The organism is Micromonospora sp. NPDC051300 (assembly GCF_044455315.1).
In the GTDB taxonomy this organism is placed as follows: domain Bacteria; phylum Actinomycetota; class Actinomycetes; order Mycobacteriales; family Micromonosporaceae; genus Micromonospora; species Micromonospora robiginosa.
In genome coordinates, this window is the sequence record NZ_JBITEP010000003.1 from 87,876 (window position 1) to 111,990 (window position 24,115).

At 74.3% G+C, this 24,115-nt stretch carries 23 protein-coding genes; 16 read left to right on the forward strand and 7 right to left on the reverse strand.

Annotated features, from left to right (window positions below):
• Positions 1 to 116 precede the first annotated feature (116 nt).
• From ACIA5A_RS05330 to serA, 4 genes are all read left to right on the forward strand, one after another.
• Positions 117 to 2,030, forward strand: coding sequence for an acetolactate synthase large subunit (locus ACIA5A_RS05330; protein WP_396756673.1), 1,914 nt, complete (start codon positions 117 to 119; stop codon positions 2,028 to 2,030).
• Positions 2,031 to 2,546, forward strand: a complete 516-nt coding sequence (ilvN, locus tag ACIA5A_RS05335) for an acetolactate synthase small subunit (RefSeq protein WP_099162192.1) — start codon at positions 2,031 to 2,033, stop codon at positions 2,544 to 2,546. It begins immediately after the preceding gene.
• 58 nt (positions 2,547 to 2,604) lie between these two features.
• Positions 2,605 to 3,618 carry a ketol-acid reductoisomerase gene (ilvC, locus tag ACIA5A_RS05340; protein ID WP_396756675.1) on the forward strand — a complete coding sequence of 338 codons (1,014 nt, stop codon included), beginning with the start codon at positions 2,605 to 2,607 and terminating at the stop codon, positions 3,616 to 3,618.
• Between the two features lie 268 nt (positions 3,619 to 3,886).
• The gene (serA, locus tag ACIA5A_RS05345; protein ID WP_396756677.1) at positions 3,887 to 5,485 is read left to right on the forward strand and encodes a phosphoglycerate dehydrogenase; all 1,599 of its coding nucleotides are present in this window, start codon (positions 3,887 to 3,889) and stop codon (positions 5,483 to 5,485) included.
• A gap of 58 nt (positions 5,486 to 5,543) precedes the next feature.
• On the opposite strand, the gene ACIA5A_RS05350 is transcribed toward serA, so the two are convergent.
• Together ACIA5A_RS05350 and ACIA5A_RS05355 are read right to left on the reverse strand one after the other, a co-directional pair.
• A complete protein-coding gene (locus ACIA5A_RS05350; protein WP_396756679.1) occupies positions 5,544 to 5,900 on the reverse strand; it encodes a hypothetical protein in 357 nt (118 codons plus the stop codon).
• Positions 5,901 to 6,231: 331 nt separating this feature from the next.
• Positions 6,232 to 7,104, reverse strand: coding sequence for an FAD:protein FMN transferase (locus tag ACIA5A_RS05355; protein ID WP_396756681.1), 873 nt, complete (start codon positions 7,102 to 7,104; stop codon positions 6,232 to 6,234).
• Positions 7,105 to 7,323: 219 nt separating this feature from the next.
• Here ACIA5A_RS05355 and ACIA5A_RS05360 point away from each other — a divergent pair, with 219 nt between their 5' ends.
• Both ACIA5A_RS05360 and ACIA5A_RS05365 read left to right on the forward strand, forming a co-directional pair.
• Positions 7,324 to 8,355 (forward strand): 3-isopropylmalate dehydrogenase, encoded by a 1,032-nt coding sequence (locus tag ACIA5A_RS05360; protein WP_396756683.1) that lies wholly within the window; start codon positions 7,324 to 7,326, stop codon positions 8,353 to 8,355.
• A gap of 173 nt (positions 8,356 to 8,528) precedes the next feature.
• Entirely contained in the window at positions 8,529 to 9,626 is a 1,098-nt protein-coding gene (locus tag ACIA5A_RS05365; RefSeq protein ID WP_396756685.1) for a branched-chain amino acid aminotransferase, read from the forward strand.
• A gap of 47 nt (positions 9,627 to 9,673) precedes the next feature.
• Here ACIA5A_RS05365 and ACIA5A_RS05370 read toward each other — a convergent pair whose 3' ends face one another.
• Entirely contained in the window at positions 9,674 to 10,414 is a 741-nt protein-coding gene (locus ACIA5A_RS05370; protein WP_396756687.1) for a tyrosine-protein phosphatase, read from the reverse strand.
• Between the two features lie 56 nt (positions 10,415 to 10,470).
• On the reverse strand, positions 10,471 to 10,935 hold the full coding sequence (locus tag ACIA5A_RS05375) for a PRC-barrel domain-containing protein (RefSeq protein ID WP_396756689.1): 465 nt from the start codon (positions 10,933 to 10,935) through the stop codon (positions 10,471 to 10,473).
• Between the two features lie 285 nt (positions 10,936 to 11,220).
• Between ACIA5A_RS05375 and cimA the strand changes: the two genes are divergently transcribed.
• Positions 11,221 to 12,822 (forward strand): citramalate synthase, encoded by a 1,602-nt coding sequence (gene cimA / locus ACIA5A_RS05380; RefSeq protein ID WP_396756691.1) that lies wholly within the window; start codon positions 11,221 to 11,223, stop codon positions 12,820 to 12,822.
• 7 nt (positions 12,823 to 12,829) lie between these two features.
• Here the strand turns inward: cimA and ACIA5A_RS05385 are convergent, their stop codons facing one another.
• Entirely contained in the window at positions 12,830 to 13,813 is a 984-nt protein-coding gene (locus tag ACIA5A_RS05385; protein WP_396757070.1) for an endonuclease/exonuclease/phosphatase family protein, read from the reverse strand.
• A 278-nt stretch (positions 13,814 to 14,091) separates the two neighbouring features.
• On the opposite strand from ACIA5A_RS05385, the gene ACIA5A_RS05390 reads away from it, so the two are divergent.
• From ACIA5A_RS05390 to ACIA5A_RS05430, 9 genes are all read left to right on the forward strand, one after another.
• The gene (locus ACIA5A_RS05390; RefSeq protein ID WP_396756693.1) at positions 14,092 to 14,616 is read left to right on the forward strand and encodes a hypothetical protein; all 525 of its coding nucleotides are present in this window, start codon (positions 14,092 to 14,094) and stop codon (positions 14,614 to 14,616) included.
• Between the two features lie 192 nt (positions 14,617 to 14,808).
• Positions 14,809 to 15,858 (forward strand): MoxR family ATPase, encoded by a 1,050-nt coding sequence (locus ACIA5A_RS05395; RefSeq protein ID WP_181572105.1) that lies wholly within the window; start codon positions 14,809 to 14,811, stop codon positions 15,856 to 15,858.
• A gap of 65 nt (positions 15,859 to 15,923) precedes the next feature.
• A complete protein-coding gene (locus tag ACIA5A_RS05400) occupies positions 15,924 to 16,934 on the forward strand; it encodes a DUF58 domain-containing protein (protein ID WP_396757072.1) in 1,011 nt (336 codons plus the stop codon).
• Complete coding sequence (locus ACIA5A_RS05405; RefSeq protein ID WP_396756695.1) at positions 16,931 to 17,890, forward strand: VWA domain-containing protein; 960 nt, start codon at positions 16,931 to 16,933, stop codon at positions 17,888 to 17,890. Before ACIA5A_RS05400 ends, ACIA5A_RS05405 begins: the two co-directional genes overlap by 4 nt.
• A gap of 46 nt (positions 17,891 to 17,936) precedes the next feature.
• Complete coding sequence (locus ACIA5A_RS05410) at positions 17,937 to 18,797, forward strand: S1C family serine protease (RefSeq protein WP_396756697.1); 861 nt, start codon at positions 17,937 to 17,939, stop codon at positions 18,795 to 18,797.
• Positions 18,798 to 18,885: 88 nt separating this feature from the next.
• Positions 18,886 to 19,182 carry a hypothetical protein gene (locus ACIA5A_RS05415; protein WP_396756699.1) on the forward strand — a complete coding sequence of 99 codons (297 nt, stop codon included), beginning with the start codon at positions 18,886 to 18,888 and terminating at the stop codon, positions 19,180 to 19,182.
• Between the two features lie 9 nt (positions 19,183 to 19,191).
• The gene (arfB, locus tag ACIA5A_RS05420) at positions 19,192 to 19,617 is read left to right on the forward strand and encodes an alternative ribosome rescue aminoacyl-tRNA hydrolase ArfB (protein WP_396756701.1); all 426 of its coding nucleotides are present in this window, start codon (positions 19,192 to 19,194) and stop codon (positions 19,615 to 19,617) included.
• A 49-nt stretch (positions 19,618 to 19,666) separates the two neighbouring features.
• Positions 19,667 to 20,242, forward strand: a complete 576-nt coding sequence (locus ACIA5A_RS05425) for a GNAT family N-acetyltransferase (protein WP_396756703.1) — start codon at positions 19,667 to 19,669, stop codon at positions 20,240 to 20,242.
• A gap of 85 nt (positions 20,243 to 20,327) precedes the next feature.
• On the forward strand, positions 20,328 to 21,488 hold the full coding sequence (locus tag ACIA5A_RS05430) for a cellulose binding domain-containing protein (protein ID WP_396756705.1): 1,161 nt from the start codon (positions 20,328 to 20,330) through the stop codon (positions 21,486 to 21,488).
• Between the two features lie 260 nt (positions 21,489 to 21,748).
• Here ACIA5A_RS05430 and ACIA5A_RS05435 read toward each other — a convergent pair whose 3' ends face one another.
• Complete coding sequence (locus ACIA5A_RS05435) at positions 21,749 to 22,630, reverse strand: 3-methyladenine DNA glycosylase (protein WP_396756707.1); 882 nt, start codon at positions 22,628 to 22,630, stop codon at positions 21,749 to 21,751.
• A 34-nt stretch (positions 22,631 to 22,664) separates the two neighbouring features.
• Positions 22,665 to 24,110 carry a hypothetical protein gene (locus ACIA5A_RS05440; RefSeq protein ID WP_396756709.1) on the reverse strand — a complete coding sequence of 482 codons (1,446 nt, stop codon included), beginning with the start codon at positions 24,108 to 24,110 and terminating at the stop codon, positions 22,665 to 22,667.
• Positions 24,111 to 24,115: the final 5 nt, after the last annotated feature.

The window sequence follows — 24,115 nt, forward strand, 5'->3', positions numbered from 1 at the left end:
TACTTACCTGAGCGCACTCTCCCCCTGAGAGTGCGCTGGCCCCGTGCATCCTGCACGTGGGCTTTTTTGTTGCCGTCGCCCGCGTCACCCACTCACAGCCGAAGGCCTGAACCGCCATGACGAGACCCACGCCAGAGACCCTCGCCCACTCCGCCCGGCGGGCCCGTCCGGGCGCCGGCGCGGCCGGCGACCCGGACCAGGCCGCGGCCCGCGCCGGCGCCGCCACCAGCCGCACCGCCCCGCCCGCCGCGGAGCCCACCGTCGCGCCCGTACGGCAGCCCGCCACCGCGCAGGTCTCCGGCGCCGGTTCGCTGGTGCGGTCGCTGGAGGCGCTCGGCGTCGACGTGGTCTTCGGCATCCCGGGCGGCGCGATCCTGCCCGCGTACGACCCGCTCTACGACTCCGCCGTCCGGCACATCCTGGTCCGCCACGAGCAGGGCGCGGGGCACGCGGCCACCGGCTACGCCCAGGCCACCGGTCGGGTCGGCGTCTGCATCGCCACCTCCGGTCCGGGCGCGACGAACCTGGTCACGCCGATCGCGGACGCCTACATGGACTCGGTCCCGGTGGTGGCGATCACCGGTCAGGTGGCCCGGCCGTCGATCGGCACGGACGCCTTCCAGGAGGCCGACATCCAGGGCATCACGCTGCCGATCACCAAGCACAACTTCCTGGTGCAGACCGCCGACGAGATCCCCCGGGTGCTGGCCGAGGCGTTCCACCTGGCCTCGACCGGCCGGCCCGGCCCGGTGCTCGTCGACATCCCGAAGGACGTCCTGCAGGCGCCTGCCACCTTCGCCTGGCCGCCCACGCTTGACCTGCCCGGCTACCGGCCGACCCTGCACCCGCACGGCAAGCAGATCCGCGAGGCGGCCCGGCTGATGACCGCGGCCCGCCGGCCGGTGCTCTACGTCGGCGGCGGTGTGCTCAAGGCCGGCGCCACCGAGGGGCTGCGCCGGCTGGCCGAGCAGACCGGGATTCCGGTGGTCACCACGCTGATGGCGCTCGGCGCGTTCCCCGACTCGCACCGCCAGCACCTGGGCATGCCCGGCATGCACGGCACCGTGGCCGCGGTCTACGGCCTGCAGAAGGCCGACCTGATCGTGGCGCTCGGCGCCCGCTTCGACGACCGGGTGACCGGCAAGCTGGACTCGTTCGCGCCGGACGCGGCGGTGGTGCACGCCGACGTCGACCCGGCCGAGATCGGCAAGAACCGGCACGCGGACGTCCCGATCGTGGGCGACGCGCGGCACGTGATCGACGAGCTGATCGCGGCGGTCACCGCCGAGCAGGCCACCCACCCGGCCACCGACCTGGCCGACTGGTGGCACCAGCTCGACGACCTGCGGGAGCGGTACCCGCTCGGCTTCGAGGAGCCGGCCGACGGCACGCTCTCTCCGCAGCACGTGATCAAGCGGCTGGGCGAGATCGCCGGGCCGGACGCGATCTACGTGGCCGGCGTCGGCCAGCACCAGATGTGGGCCAGCCAGTTCATCTCGTACGAGAAGCCGAACACCTGGCTCAACTCCGGCGGCCTGGGCACCATGGGCTACGCCGTGCCGGCCGCGATGGGCGCGAAGGTCGGCAAGCCGGACACCACGGTGTGGGCGGTCGACGGTGACGGCTGCTTCCAGATGACCAACCAGGAGTTGGCCACCTGCGCGTTGGAGGGCATCCCGATCAAGGTTGCCGTGATCAACAACGGCAACCTGGGCATGGTCCGGCAGTGGCAGACCCTGTTCTACGGGGAGCGCTACTCCAACACCGAGCTGGGCACGCACAAGCACCGCATCCCCGACTTCGTGAAGCTCGCCGAGGCGCTCGGCTGCGTCGGGCTGCGCTGCGAGAACGCCGCCGACGTGGACAAGACGATCGAGGCGGCGATGGCGATCACCGACGCCCCGGTGGTCATCGACTTCGTGGTCGGCAAGGACGCGATGGTCTGGCCGATGGTGGCCGCCGGCACCAGCAACGACGAGATCATGTTCGCCCGGGGCGTCCGCCCCGCCTTCGACGAGGACGAACTCTAAATGACTATGCACACGCTGTCCGTGCTGGTGGAGAACAAGCCGGGCGTGCTGGCCCGGGTCTCCGGGCTGTTCTCCCGGCGCGGGTTCAACATCGACAGTCTCGCCGTGGGCGAGACCGAGAACCCCGACGTCTCCCGGATCACCATCGTGGTCAACGCCGAGTCCTCGCCGCTGGAGCAGGTGACCAAGCAGCTCAACAAGCTGGTCAACGTACTCAAGATCGTGGAGCTGGACCCGCAGGTCTCGGTGGCCCGGGAGCTGCTGCTGGTCAAGGTGCGCGCGGACCGCAGCGCCCGCGCGCAGGTGCTGGAGACGGTCGGCCTGTTCCGGGCTCGGGTGGTCGACGTCGCGCCGGACACGTTGACCATCGAGGCCACCGGCACGCCGGACAAGCTCGACGCGTTGCTGCGGGACCTGGAGCCGTTCGGCATCAAGGAGATGGTCCAGTCCGGCACCGTGGCGATCGGGCGCGGCTCCCGCGCCATCACCGCCGGCCCGGCGCTGCGCGCCGCCTGATCCGTACCCACCAGTTTTTCGACGGGCCGACGGGCACCGCCGTAGGAAAGGGAAGTCAATGAGCGTTGAGGTTTTCTACGACGACGACGCCGACCTGGGCCTGATCCAGGGGCGCAGGGTCGCCGTGATCGGTTACGGCAGCCAGGGTCACGCGCACGCGCTGTCGCTGCGCGACTCCGGCGTCGACGTGGTGATCGGTCTGCCCGCCGGCTCGAAGAGCCGGCCCAAGGCCGAGGAGCAGGGCCTGCGGGTGCTCAGCCCGGCGGAGGCGGCGGCCGAGGCCGACGTGATCATGATCCTGGCGCCAGACACCGCGCAGCGCGCCCTGTACACCGACGCCATCGCGCCGAACCTGGCGCCGGGCAAGGCGCTCTTCTTCGGCCACGGCTTCAACATCCGGTACGGCCTGATCAAGCCGCCGGCCGAGGTGGACGTGGCGATGGTCGCCCCGAAGGGCCCCGGTCACCTGGTGCGCCGCCAGTACGTCGACGGCAAGGGCGTGCCCTGCCTGGTCGCCGTGGAGCAGGACGCCAGCGGCAACGCGTTCGGCCTCGCCCTGGCGTACGCCAAGGCGATCGGCGGCACCCGGGCCGGCGCGATCAGGACCACGTTCACCGAGGAGACCGAGACCGACCTCTTCGGCGAGCAGGCGGTGCTCTGCGGCGGCGCGGCGGCGCTGGTGCAGACCGGCTTCGAGGTGCTCACCGAGGCCGGCTACGCGCCCGAGGTGGCCTACTTCGAGTGCCTGCACGAGCTGAAGCTGATCGTCGACCTGATGTACGAGGGCGGCATCGCCCGGATGCGGTACAGCATCTCCGACACCGCCGAGTACGGCGACCTGTCCCGTGGCCCGCGCGTCGTGGACAGCCGGGTCAAGGACGAGATGCGCAAGATCCTCGGCGAGATCCAGTCCGGCGAGTTCGCCCGCGAGTGGGTGGCCGAGGACGAGGCCGGCCGGCCCAACTTCGCCAAGTGGCGGGCCGAGGGCGCGGCGCACCCGATCGAGGAGACCGGGCAGAAGCTGCGCGCCATGATGAGCTGGGTGGACCGGCCGATCACCGAGACCGCCTGACCCGGCGTACCGCGCGGCCCGCGACCCGACGCTCTCCCGGCGTCGGGCCGCGGGCCGTCGCGCGCACGTGAACGGGGGATGACGGGCGTGCGACGGGCCTGTGTGAGGGCCCTCACCCCGCGGTCCGGGACCGGGAGAGCGGACCGCCCCCTACCATCCTTGGTGTGGTGCCCCGGCGCACCCGACGGCCATGGCACGGCTCGGCGCAGGGCGCAGCGCGGCGCCCCGACGCCCCAGGCCAACCGATACCGAGCGTCTACGAGGACCGATGAATCCTGTCGTACTGATCGCCGAAGAACTCGCCCCCGCCGCCATCGAGGTGCTCGCCCACGACTTCGACGTGCGCCACGTGGACGGCACCGACCGCCCGGCTCTGCTCTCCGCCCTCTCCGAGGCCGACGCGGTGATCGTACGCAGCGCCACCCAGATCGACGCCGAGGCGATCGCCGCGGCGCCCCGGCTGAAGGTGGTCGCCCGGGCCGGCGTCGGTCTGGACAACGTCGAGGTGCCCGCCGCCACCGCCCGGGGCGTCATGGTGGTCAACGCTCCCACCTCCAACATCGTCTCCGCCGCCGAGCAGGCCGTCGCGCTGCTGCTCGCGGTGGCCCGCAACACCGCCAGCGCCAGCGCCGCGCTCAAGGCCGGCGAGTGGAAGCGGTCCAAGTACACCGGCGTCGAGTTGCAGGGCAAGACCGTCGGCGTGGTCGGCCTCGGCCGCATCGGCGTGCTGTTCGCGCAGCGCATCGCCGCGTTCGGCACCCGGCTGATCGCGTACGACCCGTACATCCAGCCGGCCCGCGCCGCGCAGCTCGGCGTGCGCCTGGTCGGCCTGGAGGAGTTGCTGCGGGAGGCCGACTTCATCTCCATCCACCTGCCGAAGACGCCGGAGACGGTGGGCCTGATCGGCGAGAAGGAGCTGGCGGTCGTCAAGCCGGGCGTCCGGATCGTCAACGCCGCCCGCGGTGGCCTGGTCGACGAGCAGGCGCTCGCGGACGCGATCGCCGAGGGCCGGGTCGCCGGCGCCGGCGTCGACGTCTACGCGAAGGAGCCGTGCACGTCGTCGCCGCTGTTCGCGTTCGACAACGTGGTGGCCACCCCGCACCTGGGCGCCTCCACGAACGAGGCGCAGGACAAGGCCGGCCTCGCGGTGGCGAAGAGCGTCAAGCTGGCGCTCCAGGGCGAGTTCGTGCCGGACGCGGTGAACGTGCAGGCCGGCGGCGTGGTCGCCGAGGACGTGCGGCCGCTGCTGCCGCTGGCCGAGAAGCTGGGCCGGGCGTTCACCGCCCTGGCCGGCGGGGTGGCCGCCAGCGTCACGGTCGAGGTGCGCGGCGAGATCGCCACCCACGACGTGTCGGTGCTGAAGCTCGCCGCGACCAAGGGCCTGTTCAGCTCCGTGGTGGAGGAACAGGTCACCTACGTCAACGCGCCGCACCTGGCCGCCGAGCGGGGCGTCGAGGTCACGCTTGCCACGCCGGCCGAGACCGTCGACCACCCCAACCTGGTGACCGTGCGCGGCGCGCTGCCGGACGGGCGTACCGTCCGGGTCTCCGGCACGGTGGCCCACGCCGGCGCCCGTGACGTGCTCAAGCTGACCGAGGTGGACGGCTTCGACGTGGAGATCGGCGCGGAGGGCATCCTGGTCTTCCTGCGCTACGTGGACCGGCCCGGCGTGGTCGGCACGGTCGGCACGCTGCTCGGCGAGGCCGGCGTCAACATCGCCGCCATGCAGGTGGCCCGGCGGGAGGCCGGCGGTGAGACGCTGATGACGCTCACCGTCGACCAGGCGCTCGGCGCCGACCTGCTGACCTCGGCGGCCGACTCGATCGGCGCCGTCGCGGCCAGCGCGGCGGACCTGCGCGACGAGTAGTCCGGACAGGACGGTTCGGGGCCCGGCCGAGGCGGCCGGGCCCTTCGTCGTGCCGGGGTCAGGTGTGGACGCGGGCCGGCGGCGGGTAGACCGAGCCGTCCTGCGCGTCGAAGAGCATCAGGTCGTGCTCGGCGGCCAGCCGCTCGATGTCCAGGAGCACCTGGTCCGGGCAGGTCGGGTGCAGGTTCATCTCGACGTGGTCGGACGCCGCGTGCAGCGGCGACACCTCCCACGGCGTGCCCGGCCGGGCCGGCCGGTCGGGGTAGCTCGCCGTGATCGCCCGGTAGAAGCCGACCACCCGTGGGTCGGGGTGCTGCTCGCCGTGCCACCCCTCGCGGCACTGCCGTACCGCCGCCCGCACCTGCTCCGGTGTCGCCCCGTTCGGCAGGGCCCACACGCTCAGATCGAAACTCACGGCGGACAGCGTGCCATCTGCGGCGGCCCGCGTCACTTCTGCCCCACCCCGGGGATTCACCTGCCGATTGTTGACACCGCACCATTGGGTCCGCTGTGGAGACTCTTGCGTCGAGTTGCGTCGATTCGCTAGCGTACCGGTGCGGTGCACGGCTGAGTCGATTCCCGGCCCGTCTTCGGGTGGCGTGGTCGGGCGTACGGCCTGTCGGCCCCGCACCCCTCGATTGCGCGAGCCACGCGCACTCGTCGCTGACCGGCCCCCACGGTCGTTGCCGAGACCGCGGGGGCCGATCGCGGCCACACCCCGGATGCGAGAGCGGGGCGGCGCCGCGTCAGCGGCGGTGGTGCGCGAAGAGCGCGCGATAGTCCGAACCGTCGCGGAACCAGGCCAGGCCGGCCGGGCCGGCGGCGTACAGGGCGGTGGCGTAGGCGTCGGCGATCGCCAGGTCCGGGCCGACCACGGTGGCGGCCACCAGCCGGTCGGTGGGCTCGCCGGTGTGCGGGTCGACGACGTGTCCACGCCGGCCGGTGACACCTGAGGTGCCGACCGCGCCCGCGGTCATCTCCAGCACCAGCGGGGTCCGGCGCGCCTCGGTCGGGTGGTGCACCGCGACCCGCCACGGGCCGCCGTGCGCGGCGTGTCCGCGTACCGTCAGGTCGGCGCCGCTGAGCACGGCGTAGTCGTGGATGCCGGCGGCGCGCAACCGGGCCGCGGCCCGCTCCACCGCCCAGCCGCCGAGCAGGCCGCCCGGGTCGAAGCCGCCCGGCACCGCCCACGCGTCGAACCATCCGTCGGTCGCGGCACGCATCGCGGCGCAGCGGTCGACCAGGTCGGCCAGCGGCGGGTACGAGTCGGGGCTGATCTCGTCGCGGCGCAGTCGCGACACCAGGCTGTCCGGCCGGTTGGGGCCGTAGGTGAGATCGACGGCGCGCAGCTCGGCCACGGCGTCGCGGAGCGCCTCGCCGACGCCCCGGTGGCCGAACCAGTCGGGCGCGTTGAGCAGCAGCGTGTACTCGGCAGTGGTGGTGCTCACCGTGTGCCGGACGCTGATCCGGTCTCCGGCGGCGGACCCGTCCCGCTCGACGCGGTGACTGCGGGCGCCGAGGCGCAGGTCGGGGCGGGGCTGGCGGAACGCGGCCTGGTCGACCCAGCGGGTCCGGGGTTGCTCGTCCGCCCAGTGCGTCCGCCGCTGGTCGATCCGCATGACACCCGCCCCCTCGCTGGCCGCCGCCGCGTCGCGGCGATGCCGGTCCCGGACCCCCGTCGACCCGGTCGTCTCGACCCTAGGCAGTGGAGATGACCGCACCATGAATGCCGGCTGGGAGCCTCCTGTGCATCGCCCGTCCCGGATGGTGGAAGACTCGTACCGGGAGGCGGGACGGCGACGTAGCGTTGCGCAGAACGACGAGGTGAGGAGCGCCAGGTGGCACGCATCGCGGTGGTGGCCGGCGACGGCATCGGTCCCGAGGTGGTCGGGCAGGCCCGCAAGGTCCTCGACGCGGTGCTGCCCGGAATCGAGGCCACCGAGTACGACCTGGGCGCCGCGCGCTGGCACCGCACCGGCGAGGTGCTGCCCGACTCCGTCCTCGACGAGCTGGCCGGCCACGACGCCATCCTGCTCGGCGCCGTCGGCGACCCGACCGTGCCGCCGGGCGTGCTGGAGCGGGGCCTGCTGCTCAAGCTCCGGTTCGCCTTCGACCAGTACGTCAACCTCCGCCCGTCGCGGCTCTGGCCCGGCGTGACCGGCCCGCTGGCCGCCGTGAAGCCCGGCGAGGTGGACCTCGTGGTGGTCCGGGAGGGCACCGAGGGGCTGTACGCGGGCGCCGGCGGCAGCCTGCACCGGGGCACCCCCGCCGAGGTGGCCACCGAGGAGAGCCTGAACACCCGGCACGGCGTGGAGCGGGTGATCCGCGACGCGTTCGCCCGGGCCGGTCGCCGGGAGCGGCGCAAGGTGACGCTCGTGCACAAGACGAACGTGCTCACCCACGCCGGCTCGCTCTGGTCCCGGGCCTTCGCCGAGGTGGCCGCCGAGCACCCGGACGTGACCACGGAATACCAGCACGTCGACGCCGCGGCGATGTTCCTGGTGACCAACCCGTCCCGCTACGACGTGGTGGTCACCGACAACCTCTTCGGCGACATCCTCACCGACATCGCCGCCGCGGTGACCGGGGGCATCGGGCTGGCCGCCAGCGGGTGCATCAACCCGGAGGGGCGCTACCCGTCGATGTTCGAGCCGGTGCACGGCTCCGCGCCGGACATCGCCGGCAAGGGCGTCGCCGACCCGGTGGCCGCGGTGCTCTCCGCGGCGCTGCTGCTCGACCAGCTCGGCCACGCCGAGGCCGCCGGCCGGGTCACCGCCGCGGTGGCCGCCGAGCTGGCCGGCCGTACGCCCGGGGCGTCGTTGCGCACCGAGGAGGTCGGCGACCGCCTCGCCGCGCACGCCGTAGCCTGACCCGGGCCGGCTTCCCTGGCCCGGTCACGGGCCGCCAGACCCGTCCCGGGTCCGTCTCTCCGCCGGCGCGGGGGCGGAGCTATCCGCTGAACGACCGTTCGGGGTAAGTTTCTGGCACCAGTGACGTCGGCGTGCGATCCCGCATGCCGTGGGACCGCAGGGAGGTCAGCGCGATGAGCGGTGGTGACAAGCTCGATTTCGAGATCCGTCCGAATCCCGCGCCGGTATCCGCCGCCGACCGGGCCGCGCTGCTGGCGAACCCGGGCTTCGGCCGGGTGTTCACCGACCACATGGTCACCGTCCGTTACGCCGAGGGCAAGGGCTGGTACGACGCCCGGATCGAGGCGCGCGCGCCGATCCCGATGGACCCGGCCGCGGCGGTGCTGCACTACGCGCAGGAGATCTTCGAGGGTCTGAAGGCATACCGCACCGGCGACGGGTCGGTCACCATGTTCCGGCCGGAGGCCAACGCGGCGCGGTTCGTCGCGTCCGCCCGGCGGCTGGCCATGCCGGAGCTGCCGCCGGAGACGTTCGTGGAGTCGCTGCGCAGGCTGGTCGAGATCGACCGGGAGTGGATCCCGGAGCACGAGGACGCCAGCCTCTACCTGCGTCCGTTCATGTTCGCCAGCGAGGTCTTCCTCGGCGTGCGCCCGGCCAACGAATACCTCTACTGCGTCATCGCGTCGCCGGCGGGCGCCTACTTCGCCGGCGGCGTGAAGCCGGTGACGGTCTGGGTCTCCCCGGACTACACCCGGGCGGCGCCCGGCGGCACGGGCGCGGCCAAGTGCGGCGGCAACTACGCCGCCTCGCTGGCCGCCCAGGCCGAGGCGATCGAGGCGGGCTGCGACCAGGTGGTCTTCCTGGACGCGGTGGAGCGGCGCTACGTCGACGAGCTGGGCGGCATGAACGTCTTCTTCGTCTACGACGACGGCACGCTCGTCACGCCGCCGCTGGGCGGCACGATCCTGCCGGGCATCACGCGCGACGCGGTGCTGACGCTTGCCGCCGAGGCCGGGCACGAGGTGCGGGAGCAGCCGGTCAGCTTCGCCGACTGGCAGGCGGACGCGGCCAGCGGGCGGCTGCGCGAGGTCTTCGCCTGCGGCACCGCCGCCGTGGTCACCCCGATCGGTGGCGTGAAGTTCCCGGACGGCGAGTTCCTCGTCGGGGGCGGCGAGCCGGGCCGCACCACCATGGCCCTGCGACAGAAGCTCGTCGACATCCAGCGCGGCCGGGCCGAGGACCGCCACGGCTGGGTCACGCACGTTCTCTGACCGGCGCGACCGGCCCCCTCCGTCGTGGAGGGGGCCGGTCGCGGCGCTCATTCGAGCAGGTGGGCGCGGAGGGCGTCGAGCTGCTCGGCGGTGACGCCGGCATCGGTCAGGTAGCCCTCGACCGAGCCGTGGCCGGCGCGCAGCTCGGCGAGGAACAGCTCCATCGCCTCGGCCGGGGAGGCCAGGAACGGCGGTGGCGGCTCCTGGGCGTCCGGCAGCGTGGCCCGGACCCAGGCGCTGAACCGCTCGGAGGCGGCGGTGCTCAACGCGTAGTCGGCGACGATGTCGTCGTCGGGCACCCCGAGCACGGCGAGCGTGAGCGCGCAGACGATGCCGGTGCGGTCCTTGCCGGCGACGCAGTGCACCACCACCGGGGCGTTGGCGCTGTCCGCGATCAGGCCGACGGCCTCGGTCAGGCCGGCGGTGCCGGTGCGGGCCAGGTCCGCGTAGCGGTCGGCGAGGTAGCGGGCCAGGCTGACCCCGGAGGACTCGTACTGGCGGGCGGCCCAGTCCTCGTGCTCGGGGTGGATGTGCCGGTAGGCCAGCCCGTCGTAGTCCGGCACCCGGCCGTCGCGTTCCACCTCGGTGGGGCGACGCAGGTCGATCACCGTGCGGATGCCGAGCGCGGTGAACGCTGCCCGGTCGGTCTCGTCGATGCGGTGCAGGGAGTCGGAGCGGTAGAGCCGGCGGCGGCGCACGGTGCGCCCGTCAAGGGCGCGGTAGCCGCCGACGTCGCGGAAGTTGAACAACGCGGGGAAGGGTGTCTCCGGGGCGTCCACAGCTGACACGGTAACGGCCGGCGGCGGCAACGGTGTGCCCCCGCCGGCCGAGGCCGGTACGCGTGTCAGATCCGGGCCGGGCCGTCCGGCGGCAGCGCGGAGTGGTTCTCGCCGTAGTAGCCGCCGAGCTTGTCCCGGTAGCCCGGGTCGGCGTGGTTGGTCTCGTCGTACTCCGGGGCCGCCTTGATCTGGTCCTTGTCCCGGTCCACGAAGACCTTGCGCTCGTCGTGGTCGACGTGGTTCACGGTGCCGGCCGGCAGCATGACCTTCTTGCCGAAGATCCACGGGCCGGTGTCGACGACCAGGTAGCTGTCGTCGACCTCGTGGCTGGCCTTGTCGATCTTGCCGATGCCGCCGTCGGTGGCCTCGACCTTGTAGCCGGTGAGGTCCGCGCTGGCCACGCCGGCCTCGTCGCGGTAACGCCACGGGTCGAACGCGCCGGCGGGCACGCCGCCCGGGTAGGCGCCCTGGCCGCTGTCGGCGACCGGGTCGGTGGTGCCGTGCGTGGTGTGCGGGTCGAGCCTGTCCATAGGGGTGACTCCTGTCCCGGCCGGAGGCCGTCGTGGGGAGCGAATGTGTCGTTGCTGCACCGGTTCATACCCCTTGGCCGGCTTCCTCAATCGCGCGTCCGCGTCCCGGAATGTGGATTGGGGCTCCCAACCTGCGGCGAAGGTGGCAGAGTACCGGTCGTGACCAGCTTCGTCCTGATCATTAGCAGCTAGCGCGCCGGCCTTCCCCCTCGCCGAGCGCGCAGACCTCCCGCATTCGCGGGGGGTCTTTTTGTTGCTCTCCCCAGGCACGAGAAGAGGACTCCGATGACCTTCCAGGTGTACGACACGACGTTGCGCGACGGCGCCCAGCGTGAAGGGCTCAGCTACTCGGTGGTCGACAAGCTGGCGGTGGCCCGCCTGCTCGACGACCTCGGGGTCGGCTTCGTCGAGGGCGGCTGGCCGGGCGCGGTGCCCAAGGACACCGAGTTCTTCCGCCGCGCCCACGACGAGTTGGAGCTGCGGCACGCGATCCTGGTCGCGTTCGGGGCCACCCGCAAGGCCGGCCGGGCGGTCGAGGACGACCCCCAGGTGCGCGGCCTGCTGGACGCGCGGACCCCGGCCGTGGCGCTGGTCGCCAAGGCGGACCTGCGGCACGTCGAGCGGGCGCTGCGCACCACCGCCGAGGAGAACCTGGCGATGGTCACCGACACGGTGTCCTACCTGGTGGCGCAGGGGCGGCGGGTCTTCGTCGACGGGGAGCACACGTTCGACGGCTTCCGCCACGATCCCGGGTACACGGCCGCCGTGGCGCAGGCCGCGCTCGCCGCCGGCGCCGAGCGGTTCGTGCTCTGCGACACCAACGGCGGCATGCTGCCCTCCCAGGTCACCGCCGCGATCGAGGCCCTGGTGGCGCGCACCGGGATCGCGCCGGAGCGGCTCGGCATGCACGCCCAGAACGACACCGCCTGCGCGGTGGCCAACACCCTCGCCGCCGTCGAGGCAGGCGTCCGGCACGTGCAGGGCACCGCGAACGGCTACGGGGAGCGCCCCGGCAACGCCGACCTGTTCGCGGTCGTCGCCAACCTCCAGCTCAAGCTCGGCATGCCCGTCCTACCGGAGGGCTGCCTGGAACAGATGGTGCGGGTCTCGCACGCCATCGCCGAGATCGCCAACATCGCCCCCGACACCCACCAGGCCTACGTCGGGGCCGCCTCCTTCGCCCACAAGGCGGGGCTGCACGCGAGCGCGATCAAGGTCGACCCGTTGCTCTACAACCACGTGGACCCCGCCGTGGTGGGCAACGACATGCGGATCCTGGTGACCGAGATGGCCGGCCGGGCCAGCATCGAGCTGAAGAGCCGCGAGCTGGGTCTGGACCTGGCCGGCCATCCGGACGCGCTGTCCCGGGTCACCGGGCGGGTCAAGGAGTTGGAGGCCGGCGGCTGGTCGTTCGAGGCGGCCGACGCGTCGTTCGAGCTGCTGGTCCGCTCGGAGCTGCCGGACGCGGCGCCGGCCCGGCCGTTCGCGCTGGAGTCGTACCGGGTGCTTGTCGAGCACCGCGAGGACGGCGCGGTGGTCTCCGAGGCGACCGTCAAGATCCGGGTACGGGGCGAGCGGGTGATCGCCACCGCCGAGGGCAACGGCCCGGTCAACGCGCTCGACGAGGCGCTGCGGGTCGGGTTGGCCCGGCACTACCCGGAGCTGCGCGAGTTCGAGCTGGCCGACTACAAGGTCCGCATCCTGGAGGGCAGCCACGGCACCGGCGCGGTGACCCGGGTGCTGGTGGAGACCGCCGGCGCCGGCCGGGACTGGACCACGGTCGGGGTGCACCCGAACGTGGTGGAGGCGAGCTGGCACGCGCTCGTCGACGCGCTCACCTACGGCCTCGACCGGGCCCGGGTGCCGGGCGGGGCGCCGACCACCTGAGCCGCGCTCACGCCGCCGGCAGGCGCAGCTCGGCCAGCAGGGCCCGGTGGTCGCTGCGGGGCACCGACCGGACGTCGACGTCGCGGACCGCGATGCGCCGGTCCACCAGCACGTGGTCGATGGTGACCGGCGGGATCGGGTCGCCGTCGTACGGGCCCCAGGTGCCGGCGAGCCCGGCCCCGACCGCGTCGGCGGCGTCGGTGTAGCCGGTCGCGATCAGGCGACGCATCGTGGCGTGGTCCAGGGTGGCGTTGAAGTCGCCGGCGAGGACGCTGAGCCCGCCGGCGGGCGTGGCCGGCGGCTGGGCCCGCTGGTCGGTCCACCACTGCGGCACCGCGTCGATGGTGTACGGCGCGCCCGGGTGCGCCGACTCCACCCGCAGCGGCGGCGCTCCCGGCACCAGCACGGTCCCGTACGCCTGGGTGAGGAAGTATCGGCGATGGCGGCGGTGACCGGGGTCGCGCAGCGGATGTCGGGCGTACAGCCCGGAGCCGGTGGCGCCGGGCTCGGGGCTCAGCGACCGGTGCGGCAGCAGCGTGGCCAGGCCGAACCGGTCCAGGTCGGCGGCGAGCTGCGGGGTCAGTTCCTGCACGGTGAGCACGTCCACCCGCTGCGTCCGGACCAACGCCACCAGCGCCGCCGCGTCGGCCGAGCCGAGCCGCAGGTTGGCGGTGAGCAGTCGCAGCACCGGGCCGTCCGCGGCCGGCCGGTCGTCGGCGACCGCGCGGGGCGCCACCGCGCCGAGAAGCGCCAGCGCGGCCAGCGCCGCGACCACCGCGGGCGCGCGGCGCCGCAGCGCGAGCGCCAGCGCCGCGACGGCCGGTGCCACCGCGGCGACGTACGGCGTGAAGGCCGCTGTCAGCACCAGCGGGCCCCGTTCCAGTCCGGCCAGGCGCAGCAGCGCCCAGGCGGCCACCGGCGCGACTGTCGACCAGCACGCCGCCGTCGCCCACCGGCCGCCCCGGGCGCGGGCGCGCGGGGGAGTGTCCACGGTGATCACGAGGTCAGCGTACCGACGCCGCCACGAAGCATTTTCGTGAATGGTCGAGCGCTTCCCTCTCACAATTTCTGGCGCGTTCGAAAATGGTCACGGACACGCGATAGGCGCTATTGACCCCCCCATTCCACGGTGTTACGTTCCACCTGGTTGAGGCACTCAACTCTCCGTAGTAAGACCAGCTCAGCGGCGGTGCGCCCGGCTCGGATCCCCGATGATCCGCAATTGTTCGCGCCCGCCGTATCACCACGGTCAAAAGAGGGAGATCTGTCATGGCTACATTCTTCAAGCGAAAGGCGACGGTGGTGGCGCTCGCCGCGCTGTCGCTCACCGTGGCCGGTGGCGGGATCGCGGTCGCCGCCCAGCCCGAGTCGAAGGTGGGCCAGCCGGCCGCCCGGGGGACCGGCCAGCAGCCGCCGGTCGGCGCGGCCGAGCAGCGGGCCGCCCGGTCGGCCATGCGCGCCACCCTGGCGCCGCCGGCCGCCGGCCAGGTCGCCTGGGCGGTGGTGTCGTCCACCGGCGTGCTGCTCCAGCACTCCGGCAACGTGGTGTCCGCGTTCCGGTTCGCGCCCGGGGTGGGCGTGTCCCCGGGGCAGTTCCAGGTGCTGCTCGACTACAACGTGAGCCAGAAGGCGTACGTGGCGACCGTCGGCACCAACGACTCGGACAACGTGCCGCCCAGCGGCCAGGTGTCCGTCGCGCCGCGCTCCCTCACCCCGAACGCGGTGTTCGTGCAGACCCGCACCTCCGACGGCATCTTCTCGCCCCGGCCGTTCCACCTCGTGGTCACGAGCTGACCCGCCCCGCCGCGCGCCGGCCCCCGCCTCGGCGGGGGCCGGTGTCGTGTTCCGTCCCGGTCCGGCGTCTCCCGCGCCGCTTCGCGCGGTTGCCGCCCGATCGGGGAGGTCCTCCCGGTCCGGCCCGCCCCGCCCCCGGATGCGGCCGATAATCCGACGTTTGTCGCGGCTCCGGCCCGGGAAGCAAGCACCGTGACGGACATCTCGGACACCCTGGCCAGCGTGCCCACCCCGGTCGATGCGGACGCGAGCGGCGTCGAGCTGGACCAGACCCTCTTCGAGGTCAAACGCGTGATCGTCGGGCAGGACCGGCTCGTCGACCGCCTGCTCACCGCGTTGGTCGCCGACGGCCACTGCCTGCTGGAGGGCGTGCCGGGGGTGGCCAAGACACTCGCCGCGCAGACGCTCGCCACAGTGGTCGGCGGCACGTTCTCCCGGATCCAGTTCACGCCCGACCTGGTCCCGTCGGACATCGTGGGCACCCGGATCTACCGGGCGTCCACCGAGGCGTTCGACGTGGAGCTGGGGCCGATCATGGCGAACCTGGTGCTCGCCGACGAGATCAACCGGGCTCCGGCCAAGGTGCAGTCGGCGCTGCTGGAGGCGATGGCCGAGCGGCAGGTCTCCATCGCCGGACGGAGCTGGCCGGTGCCCGACCCGTTCCTGGTGCTGGCCACCCAGAACCCGATCGAGTCGGAGGGCGTCTACCAGCTCCCCGAGGCGCAGCGGGACCGGTTCCTGATGAAGGTCGTGGTCGACTACCCGAGCGACGCCGACGAGCTGGCCATCCTCTACCGGATGAGCACCGAACGACCCACCGCCCGCCCGGTGCTCGACCCGGTGCGGCTGCGGGAACTGCAACGCCGAGCGGCCGACGTCTTCGTCCACCACGCGCTGGCCGAGTACGTGGTCCGGCTCATCCTCGCCACCCGGGACCCGGGCCGCTTCGGCCTGCCCGAGATCGCGCCGCTGCTGGCGTACGGGGCCAGCCCCCGCGCCACGCTCGGCCTGGTGGCCGCCGCCCGCGCCCACGCGCTGATCCACGGCCGGGACTACGTGCTCCCCGAGGACGTGCGCGAGCTGGCGGTGGACGTGCTGGCCCACCGGTTGGTGCTCTCCTTCGACGCGGTGGCCGACGGGGTCTCCGGCGAGGACGTGGTGCGTCGCCTGGTCGACGCGGTGCCGCCGCCCCGACTGGTGACCGGACCCGCGCCGGCGGCGCCGGACCTGGCGGCGGCGTGACCCGCCGGACCGCCACCGCGCCCGGTGCCGGGCCGATCGGGTCCGGCGTCGCCGCCCGCGCCGGGCTGGGCGCCACCGACCCGCAGATCGCCGACCTCGCTCCGGACCAGCGCCTGCGGCGGCTGGAGCTGACCGTGACCCGGCGGCTCGACGGGTTGCTGCACGGCCGCTACCGGGGCCTGCTGCCCGGGCCCGGCAGCGAGGCGGCCGGCAGCCGGGAGTACCGGCCCGGCGAGGACGAGGTGCGCCGGATGGACTGGGCGGTGACCGCGCGGACCACCGTGCCGCACGTACGCGAGGTCGACGCCGACCGGGAGCTGACCACCTGGCTGCTCGTCGACGCCAGCGCCAGCATGGAGTACGGAACGTCCACGCTGGACAAGCGGGAACTCGCGGTGGCGGCGGTGGCCTGCGTCGGCTTCCTCACCGCCGGAGTGGGCAACCGCCTCGGCGCCCAGGTGCTCAGCCGGGACGGGCTGCGCCGGTTCCCGGCCCGCAGCGGGCGGATCCACCTGCTCGGGCTGCTGCGCGCGTTGCTCGGCGCGCCGCGTACCGACGATCCGCCGGACCCGCGCGCGGCGGGCCGGGCCGACGGACCTGGCCCGACCCCGGTGCTGGGCCTCGCCGACGGCCTGGCCGGCCTCCAGCGGGTGGCCACCCGACGGGGGCTGGCGGTGGTGGTCTCCGACTTCCTCGACGAGCTGCCCGACGACCCGGACGAGCCGCCGCCCTGGGCCGCCGCGCTGCGCCGGCTGGCGGTCCGGCACCAGGTGCTCGCCGTGGAGGTGACCGACCCGCGCGAGCTGGAGCTGCCGGACGTCGGGCTGGTCACCCTGGTCGACCCGGAGAGCGGCCGGCACCGCGAGGTGTGGACTGGGGACCCGGCGCTGCGCGAGCGGTACGCCCGGGCCGCCGCCGCCCAACGTGAGCAGGTGCGCCGTGCCCTGTACCGGGCCGGTGCCACCCACCTGGCGCTGCGCACCGACCGGGACTGGTGCGCGGACGTCGTCCGGCACGTGCACGAGCAGCGCCGGCTGGCCACCGCGCCGGCCGCCGCCCGGGGAGGTGCCGCATGAGCTGGCAGTCGCCCGCCCGCCTCTGGCTGCTGCTGGCGGTCGCCGCGCTGGTCGCCGGCTACCTGGTGCTGCAGCGCCGGCAGAGCCGGTACGCGGTCCGCTTCACCAACCTGCGCCTGCTCGACCGGGTCGCGCCGCGCCGACCGGCCTGGCGCCGACACGTGCCGGCGGGCCTCTTCCTGGCCATGCTGGCGCTGCTGGTGGTCGGGTTCGCCCGGCCCGAGGCCGAGGTGCGGGTGCCCCGGGAGCGGGCCACCGTGATGGTCGCGGTGGACGTCTCCACCTCGATGCTCGCCGGTGACGTGGACCCGGACCGGCTGACCGCGGCCAAGGAGGCCGGCCGGAAGTTCGTCGACGGGCTGCCGGACGAGTTCAACGTCGGCCTGGTCGCGTTCGCCGGCAGCGCGGCGGTGCTGGTGCCGCCGAGCACCGACCGGGAGGCGCTGCACGAGGGGATCGAGCGACTCGCCGAGGGGATCACCGGCGTGCAGGGCACCGCGATCGGCGAGGCGATCAGCACCTCGCTGGGCGCGGTGAAGAGCCTGGACGCGACCGCCGCCAAGGACCCGCCGCCGGCCCGGATCATCATCCTCTCGGACGGCGCGAACACGGCCGGGATGGACCCGATGGAGGCGGCCGACCAGGCGGTGGCGGCCAAGGTGCCGGTGCACACCATCTCCTTCGGCACGCCCGGCGGCTCGGTCGACAGGGGTGGTCGGGCGATCCAGGTGCCGGTGGACGGGCAGACGCTCAAGGCCGTCGCCGAGGAGACCGGCGGCGGCTTCCACGAGGCGTCGACCAGTCGCGAGCTGAAGGACGTCTACGAGGACATCGGCACCTCGGTCGGCTACCGCACGCAACAGCAGGACATCTCGGCCCGCTTCATCGGCTTCGGGCTGGTCCTGGCCATGGGCGCCGCCGCCGGCTCGCTGCGGTGGTTCTCCCGACTGCCCTGACCGCACTTTTCGAGGCGGACGACGCACGACACGTGAGGAGCCAGGCATGGCAGTGCAGACCGGACTCGGCGAGCCGCGCGGCCCGTGGTTCGTCTCGCCCGAGCTGGACCCGGACGGACGCGGCTGGTCCGACGTACCCGGGTCGGCCGGGCCGGCGGGACGGCGGAGCTGGCGGGGCCGGTTGCTGAGCGCGGCGGCGGTGGTGGCGCTCTCCACCGTCTCCGGGGCGGCGGCCGGCACCTGGGCGGCCGACCGGGACGTGCCGGGCCCGTCGGCGGCCTCCGCCGCGCCGGTGCCGGCCGAGCTGGTCACCGCCGCCGGCAAGACGGTGCCCGGGGTGGTCTCGGTGATGGTCGGCGGGCGGTCCGGCACGGGCGCGTCCGGCTCCGGCTTCGCCATCGACAACGAGCAGCACATCGTCACCAACGACCACATCCTGGCCCGGGGCGGCTCCGGTCCGGTGACGGTGGAGACGTCGGACGGGCGGCGCCTCGCCGCCGAGGTGGTGGGTCGCGCGCCGGACAGCGACCTGGCCGTGCTCAAGGTGCCGGCCTCGGCCGGGCTGCCGCCGCTGCCGCTGGCCAGGCCGAACGCGACCCGGGTGGGCGAGCCGGTGCTCGCGGTCGGCTCCCCGCTCGGGCTCGCCGGCACGGTCACCGCCGGCATCGTCAGCGCGCTCAACCGGCAGGTCCGGATCGGCAACGGCCGGCACACCGCGGTGCAGACCGACGCCTCCATCAACCCGGGCAACTCGGGCGGTCCGCTGGTGAACGCGCGCGGCGAGGTGGTCGGGGTGAACACCGCCATCGCCACCATCGACGGGAACGGTTCGATCGGCATCGGCTTCGCGATCCCGATCGACCAGGTGCAGCAGACCGCCGACACGATCATCGGCAAGGGTGGCTGAGCTGCGCAGACGCCCCGGAAGTGTCGGATATCCGGCGTGGGAGCATCGGAGGATGGAAATATTACGCTGAGTATGGATACTGGCGGAGGTGGAGCAAGCTGTCATCGCGGCCCTCCTCCTGGTGGGCCTGGTCATCGGCGCCGGCGTCGGCGCGTCGTACGCCCGTGCCAAACGGGGCTGGAAGGACTATCAAACGGTCCGGACCAGCGTCCCGGGCGCGCGGCGCAACGCCTGGGCGGCGATCCGGGCGGTGGCCGTCAAGGCCGCCGTCATCGCCCTGCTGCTTGTCGGCGCCGCCGCCTACGCCGCGTCCGGCTCGGACGAGGAACGGGCCGGACCCGCACCGACGGTGACCCCGAGCCCGAGCCACCGCCCGGGGCGCTAGCCTCGGGGCGTGGACGACGGACTGCGGGTGACCGACCGGCTCGTGGTGCCGGCCGCCGAGCTGCGGGAGCGGTTCTCCCGGTCGTCCGGACCGGGTGGTCAGGGCGTCAACACCACCGACTCCCGGGTGGAGCTGAGCTTCGACCTGGCCGGCTCGCCGAGTGTGCCGGAGGCGCTGCGGGAACGGGCCCTGGGCCGGCTCGCCGGCCGGCTCGTCGACGGGGTGCTGACCGTGGCGGCCAGCGAGCACCGGGCGCAACTGGCCAACCGGGAGGCGGCCCGGGAACGGATGGCGGCGCTGCTGCGCGAGGCGGTCGCCCCGCCGCCGAAGGCGCGCCGACCGACCCGCCCGTCGCGCGGCGCGAAGGAGCGCCGGCTGGCCGACAAGAAGCGGCAGTCCCAGCGCAAACGCGATCGCCGGGTGGACGGCGACTGAGCCGAAATCCGGTTGAGCCGCCGGTCGCGGGGCCCGGAGAATCCGCCCCGTGCCGACCGACTTCTCCGTCAAGCCCACGCTCACCGGCGAGCGGGTGCTGCTGCGGCCGTTCTCCGACGACGACCTGCCGGCGCTCGCGGCGATCCTGGCCGACCCGGAGGTCGCCCGGCTCACCGGCAGCCCGCCCGGCGAGGGCTTCGAGCCGGCCCGGCTGCGCGCCTGGTACGGCACCCGCAACAGCCAGACCGACCGGCTCGACCTGGCCGTGGTGGACCGGGGCACCGGGGCGTGCGTCGGCGAGGTGGTCCTCAACGAGTGGGACCGGGTCAACGCGAGCTGCAACTTCCGCACCCTGATCGGTCCCGGCGGGCGCGACCGCGGCCTCGGCACCGAGGCGGTCCGGCTGGTCGTCGGGTACGGCTTCACGCAGCTCGGCCTGCACCGGGTCGGGTTGGAGGTGTTCGCGTTCAACCCGCGCGCCCGCCGCGCCTACGAGAAGGTCGGTTTCGTGGCCGAGGGCACGCTGCGGCAGGTGCTGCGCGACGGCGACGACTGGGTGGACGCGACAGTCATGTCGATCCTCGCGCCGGAGTGGGCCCGGCACCGGGGCCGTCCGGAGGGTTGAGTCGAAGGCTTCGAAGCGCTTCAATGCGTACGGGAGCGTCAGGGCCGTCACCGACCGACCGTCACGTGACAGGAGTCCCTCCCGCATGTCCCGAAACCTCGGGCGCGCCGCGCTGACCGCGCTCGTCGCGCTGCTGCCCGTCCTCGCCCTCGCCCTCGCCCTCGTCTCCGGCCCACCGGCCGCCGCGGCCGCCACCCCGATCCGCGTGATGCCGCTCGGCGACTCCATCACCGGGTCGCCCGGCTGCTGGCGCGCCGTGCTCTGGAATCGCCTCCAGTCCACCGGGCACACCGACGTCGACTTCGTCGGCACGCTCGGCCCGCAGGGCTGCGGCGTCACCTACGACGGCGACAACGAGGGGCACGGCGGCTACCTGGCGACGAACATCGCCGACCAGAACCTGCTCCCCGGCTGGCTCGCCGCCACCCACCCCGACGTGGTGCTGATGCACCTCGGCACCAACGACGTGTGGAGCAACATCGCGCCGGCCACCGTCCTGGCCGCGTACTCGAAGCTGGTGGACCAGATGCGGGCCGCCAACCCGGCCACCACCGTGCTGGTCGCGAAGATCATCCCGATGAACCCGGCGAGCTGTCCGGAGTGCGGGCAGCGGACCGTCGCGCTCAACGCCGCCGTCGACGGCTGGGCGGCGGGGAAGACCACCGCCGCCTCGCCCATCGTGGTGGTCGACCAGTGGACCGGCTTCGACACCGCCACCGACACCTACGACGGCGTGCACCCGAACGCCGCCGGCGACCAGAAGATGTCCGACAGGTGGTACCCGGCGCTGGCCGCCGTGCTGGGCCGGACCACCCCGACGCCCACCACCTCACCGTCGCCCACCGCGTCACCGTCGCCCACCACCGCGCCGACGCCGACGCCGACCGGCACGACGACGGGACCCCCGCACCCGACCGACAGCCCGTCGCCGACGCCCACGGTCGGCGGCTGCGCCGCCACCTGGCGCACGGTCGGGCAGTGGCCGGGCGGCTTCCAGGCCGAGATCACGGTCCGCAACACCGGGGCCGTGCCGATCCCGTCCTGGGTGGCCCGGTTCGCGCTCGCCGGCGGGCAGCGGATCACCCAGGCGTGGAGCGCCCAGGTGGCGCAGGGCGGGACCGCGGTGACGGCCCGGAGCGCCGCCTGGAACGGCGCGCTGGCACCGGGGGCGCAGGCCACGTTCGGGTTCCTGGCCGACGGCGCGGTTCCGGACCCGGTCCCGCTGCCGGCCTGCGCCCTCGGCTGACCACGCCTCGGCTGCCGGCCCGCGCCCTCGGCCGATCGCGACTCCGACCCGGCGGGCGGAGGCGGCACGTCCGCTGGTCACCGAGCGTGACGGGCGACGAGAAAAGGCACTACTTTTCCGGGGTATGCCTCCTGGTCATAATTATGACCAGGAGGCATATCGGTCGAAACTCGAGTGTCCCGGCCACTCGACACGCCCGGCCGCGCACCTCGACGTCGGCTCGGGGCGAGGTCGGCGCCGCGCCTGTCGGACGAGCGGTCTCAGGCCGGCGCGGCGCGGTCCAGTGCGGCCAGCAGCCGGGCCCGCAGGCCGGCGGCCCGCTCGGCGAACCCGCGCTGGGCGGTGGCGTACTCGGCCCGGCCCTCCGGGGTCTCCACCCGCACCGGCGGGTGGCCCAGGTCGGCCAGGTCGTACGGGCTGGCCCGCATGTCCAGCTCGCGGATCTCCCGGGCCAGCGCGAACGCGTCCGCCACCAGCTCCGACGGCACCAGCGGGGACAGTTTGTAGGACCATTTGTAGAGATCCATGTTGGCGTGCAGGCAGCCCGGCTGCTCCAGCGCGTGCTGGCTCTCCCGAGCCGGCTGGAGCACGTTGAGCGGCCGGGCCGGCGCGGTGAAGAACCGGAACGCGTCGAAGTGGCTGCACCGCACGCCCCGCTCCTCGACCACCGCCGCGGTCGCCGCCGGGCTGAGCCGCAGCGGCCAGGCGTTGTGCCGCACCTGCTCCTGGGTCTGCCGGTAGACCATCGCCCACTCGTGCATGCCGAAGCAGCCGAACTGCGCCGGGCGGCCGGCGGTGGCGGCCAGCAGCGTACGGATCCAGGCGATCGACTCGGCGCGGCGCGCGCGTACCCGCTCGGTGTCGAGGGTGAGCCCGGCGGCGGCCGCGGTGTAGTCCGGGCCGAACCCGGCCGGGTCGGCGTCGCGCAGCACCATCCCCGCGCCCGGATGCCAGCGGCGGAGCTGCGCGGGGCGGTGCGAGTAGTAGGTGAAGAGGAAGTCCGCCACCGGGTGCTTCACCCCGGTGCGGCGGCGGGCCAGGTGCGGCGCCAGCCAGGCGTCGACCCGCTCCTCGTGGTCGCGCCGGCGGGCCTGCCAGTCGGCCGCGTCGAGCACGGCGGCGGGAGCGAGGGCGGCGGTCACGAACCCCAGGGTACGACCGCCGCCCGGACCGTCGTCAGTCCACGTCCACCCGCACGCCGGCGGAGAACACGCCGCTGCGCAGCTCCAACTGCTTCGGCGGCTGCGCCCCGTGCACGGTGAACACCAGCGGCAGCAGGACCCGCCGCCCGGCGGCCACCGGTTGGGCGAACACGTCCCGGCCCAGGTTCGCCACCCGGGTGGCGTCCTCGTCGGCGGCCACCCAGTTGCCGCTGGGCAGGTACGCGCGCTGCAACTGCCCGTGCCAGGTCTGCTGCTCCCCGGTGACGTTGCGCACGCCGACCGTGGCCAGGCAGGGCCGCCCGCCGCCCGGAGGCGCCGGCACCACGCCCGCGCCACAGCTCATCCGGTAGACGGTGAACTCGAACGCGGTCTCCCGCAGCGGCACCCCCAGCCCGCCGGCGACGGTGCTGCCCACCCACGCGCCGCTGGTCGGCTGCTTGGTGGTGTCCATCGCGGCGACCCGCTGGGTGGCGGTCCACGCGGCCGCGCCCACCACGCCGGCCAGCACCGCCGCCGCCACGCCGACCGTCAGCCAGACCGGCGGCCGGCGACGCCGGGAGGCCGGCGCGGGCTGTGCCGGACGCGGGTAGACGGTGCCCCGGTCGACCGGCCCGCCGGGGTGGACCGGCGCGTACCGTCCGCTCCCGTCCGCGCCGGCCGGACCGGTCTGTCCGGTCCCCGCCGGGCCTGCCGGGCCGGGCTGGGCGGCACCGGATCGGGCGACGCCCGTCGACGCGTTGCCGGCGCGCCGCCGGCGGCGCCACGCCGTCCACCCGAGCACCCCGCCGGCGACCACCAGCACCGCGACCAGGGCGGCCAGCAGCACGGGCGGGCGGCGCCAGGGCGGGGCCGCGGTCGCCTGCGCGGCCGGGGCGGTGGCCGTGCCCACCCAGGTCGCCGTGGCGCAGTCGTACGGCCGGGTGCCGTCGGTGCCGTAGACGCAGGTGGGGGCCGTCACCGAGTGACCCGGCCCGGTCACCGCGAGCGCGGTGTGCAATGCGGTGGTGCTCCGCGCCGGCAGGCGCAGCCGCCAGGTGACCTCCCCGGCGGTGGTCCCGACCGGCCCGGTGGCCTGCCCGCCGCCGGTCACCGTGGTGGCCCGGGAGCCGCTCGGCAGCTCCTGCCGGACCATCGTCTCGACAGGCGTCGTGCCCGCGTTGCGGACCTCGATCCGGTAGCCCGGCGCCGGGGTGCCGGCCGCGCCCACGGCCACGCTCACCGGTGGCGTCGTCGGCTGGACCGGCGCCGGGCCGGTGGTCGGCACCGCCGGGGGCGCCGCCGGCACGCCGGTCGGGATCGGGGTGGCCGCCGCGGCGACCACGGCCGCTGCCGGGGCGGGTCGGGCGGGTGCGGCCGCCGCCCGGGGCGCCGCCGGGGGCAGCGCCGGCACGGCGGCGATGACGCCGAGGCAGTTCACGAGCACTGCCAGGGTCCTGTGGTGTCGTCTCGATGCAGGCATACCAA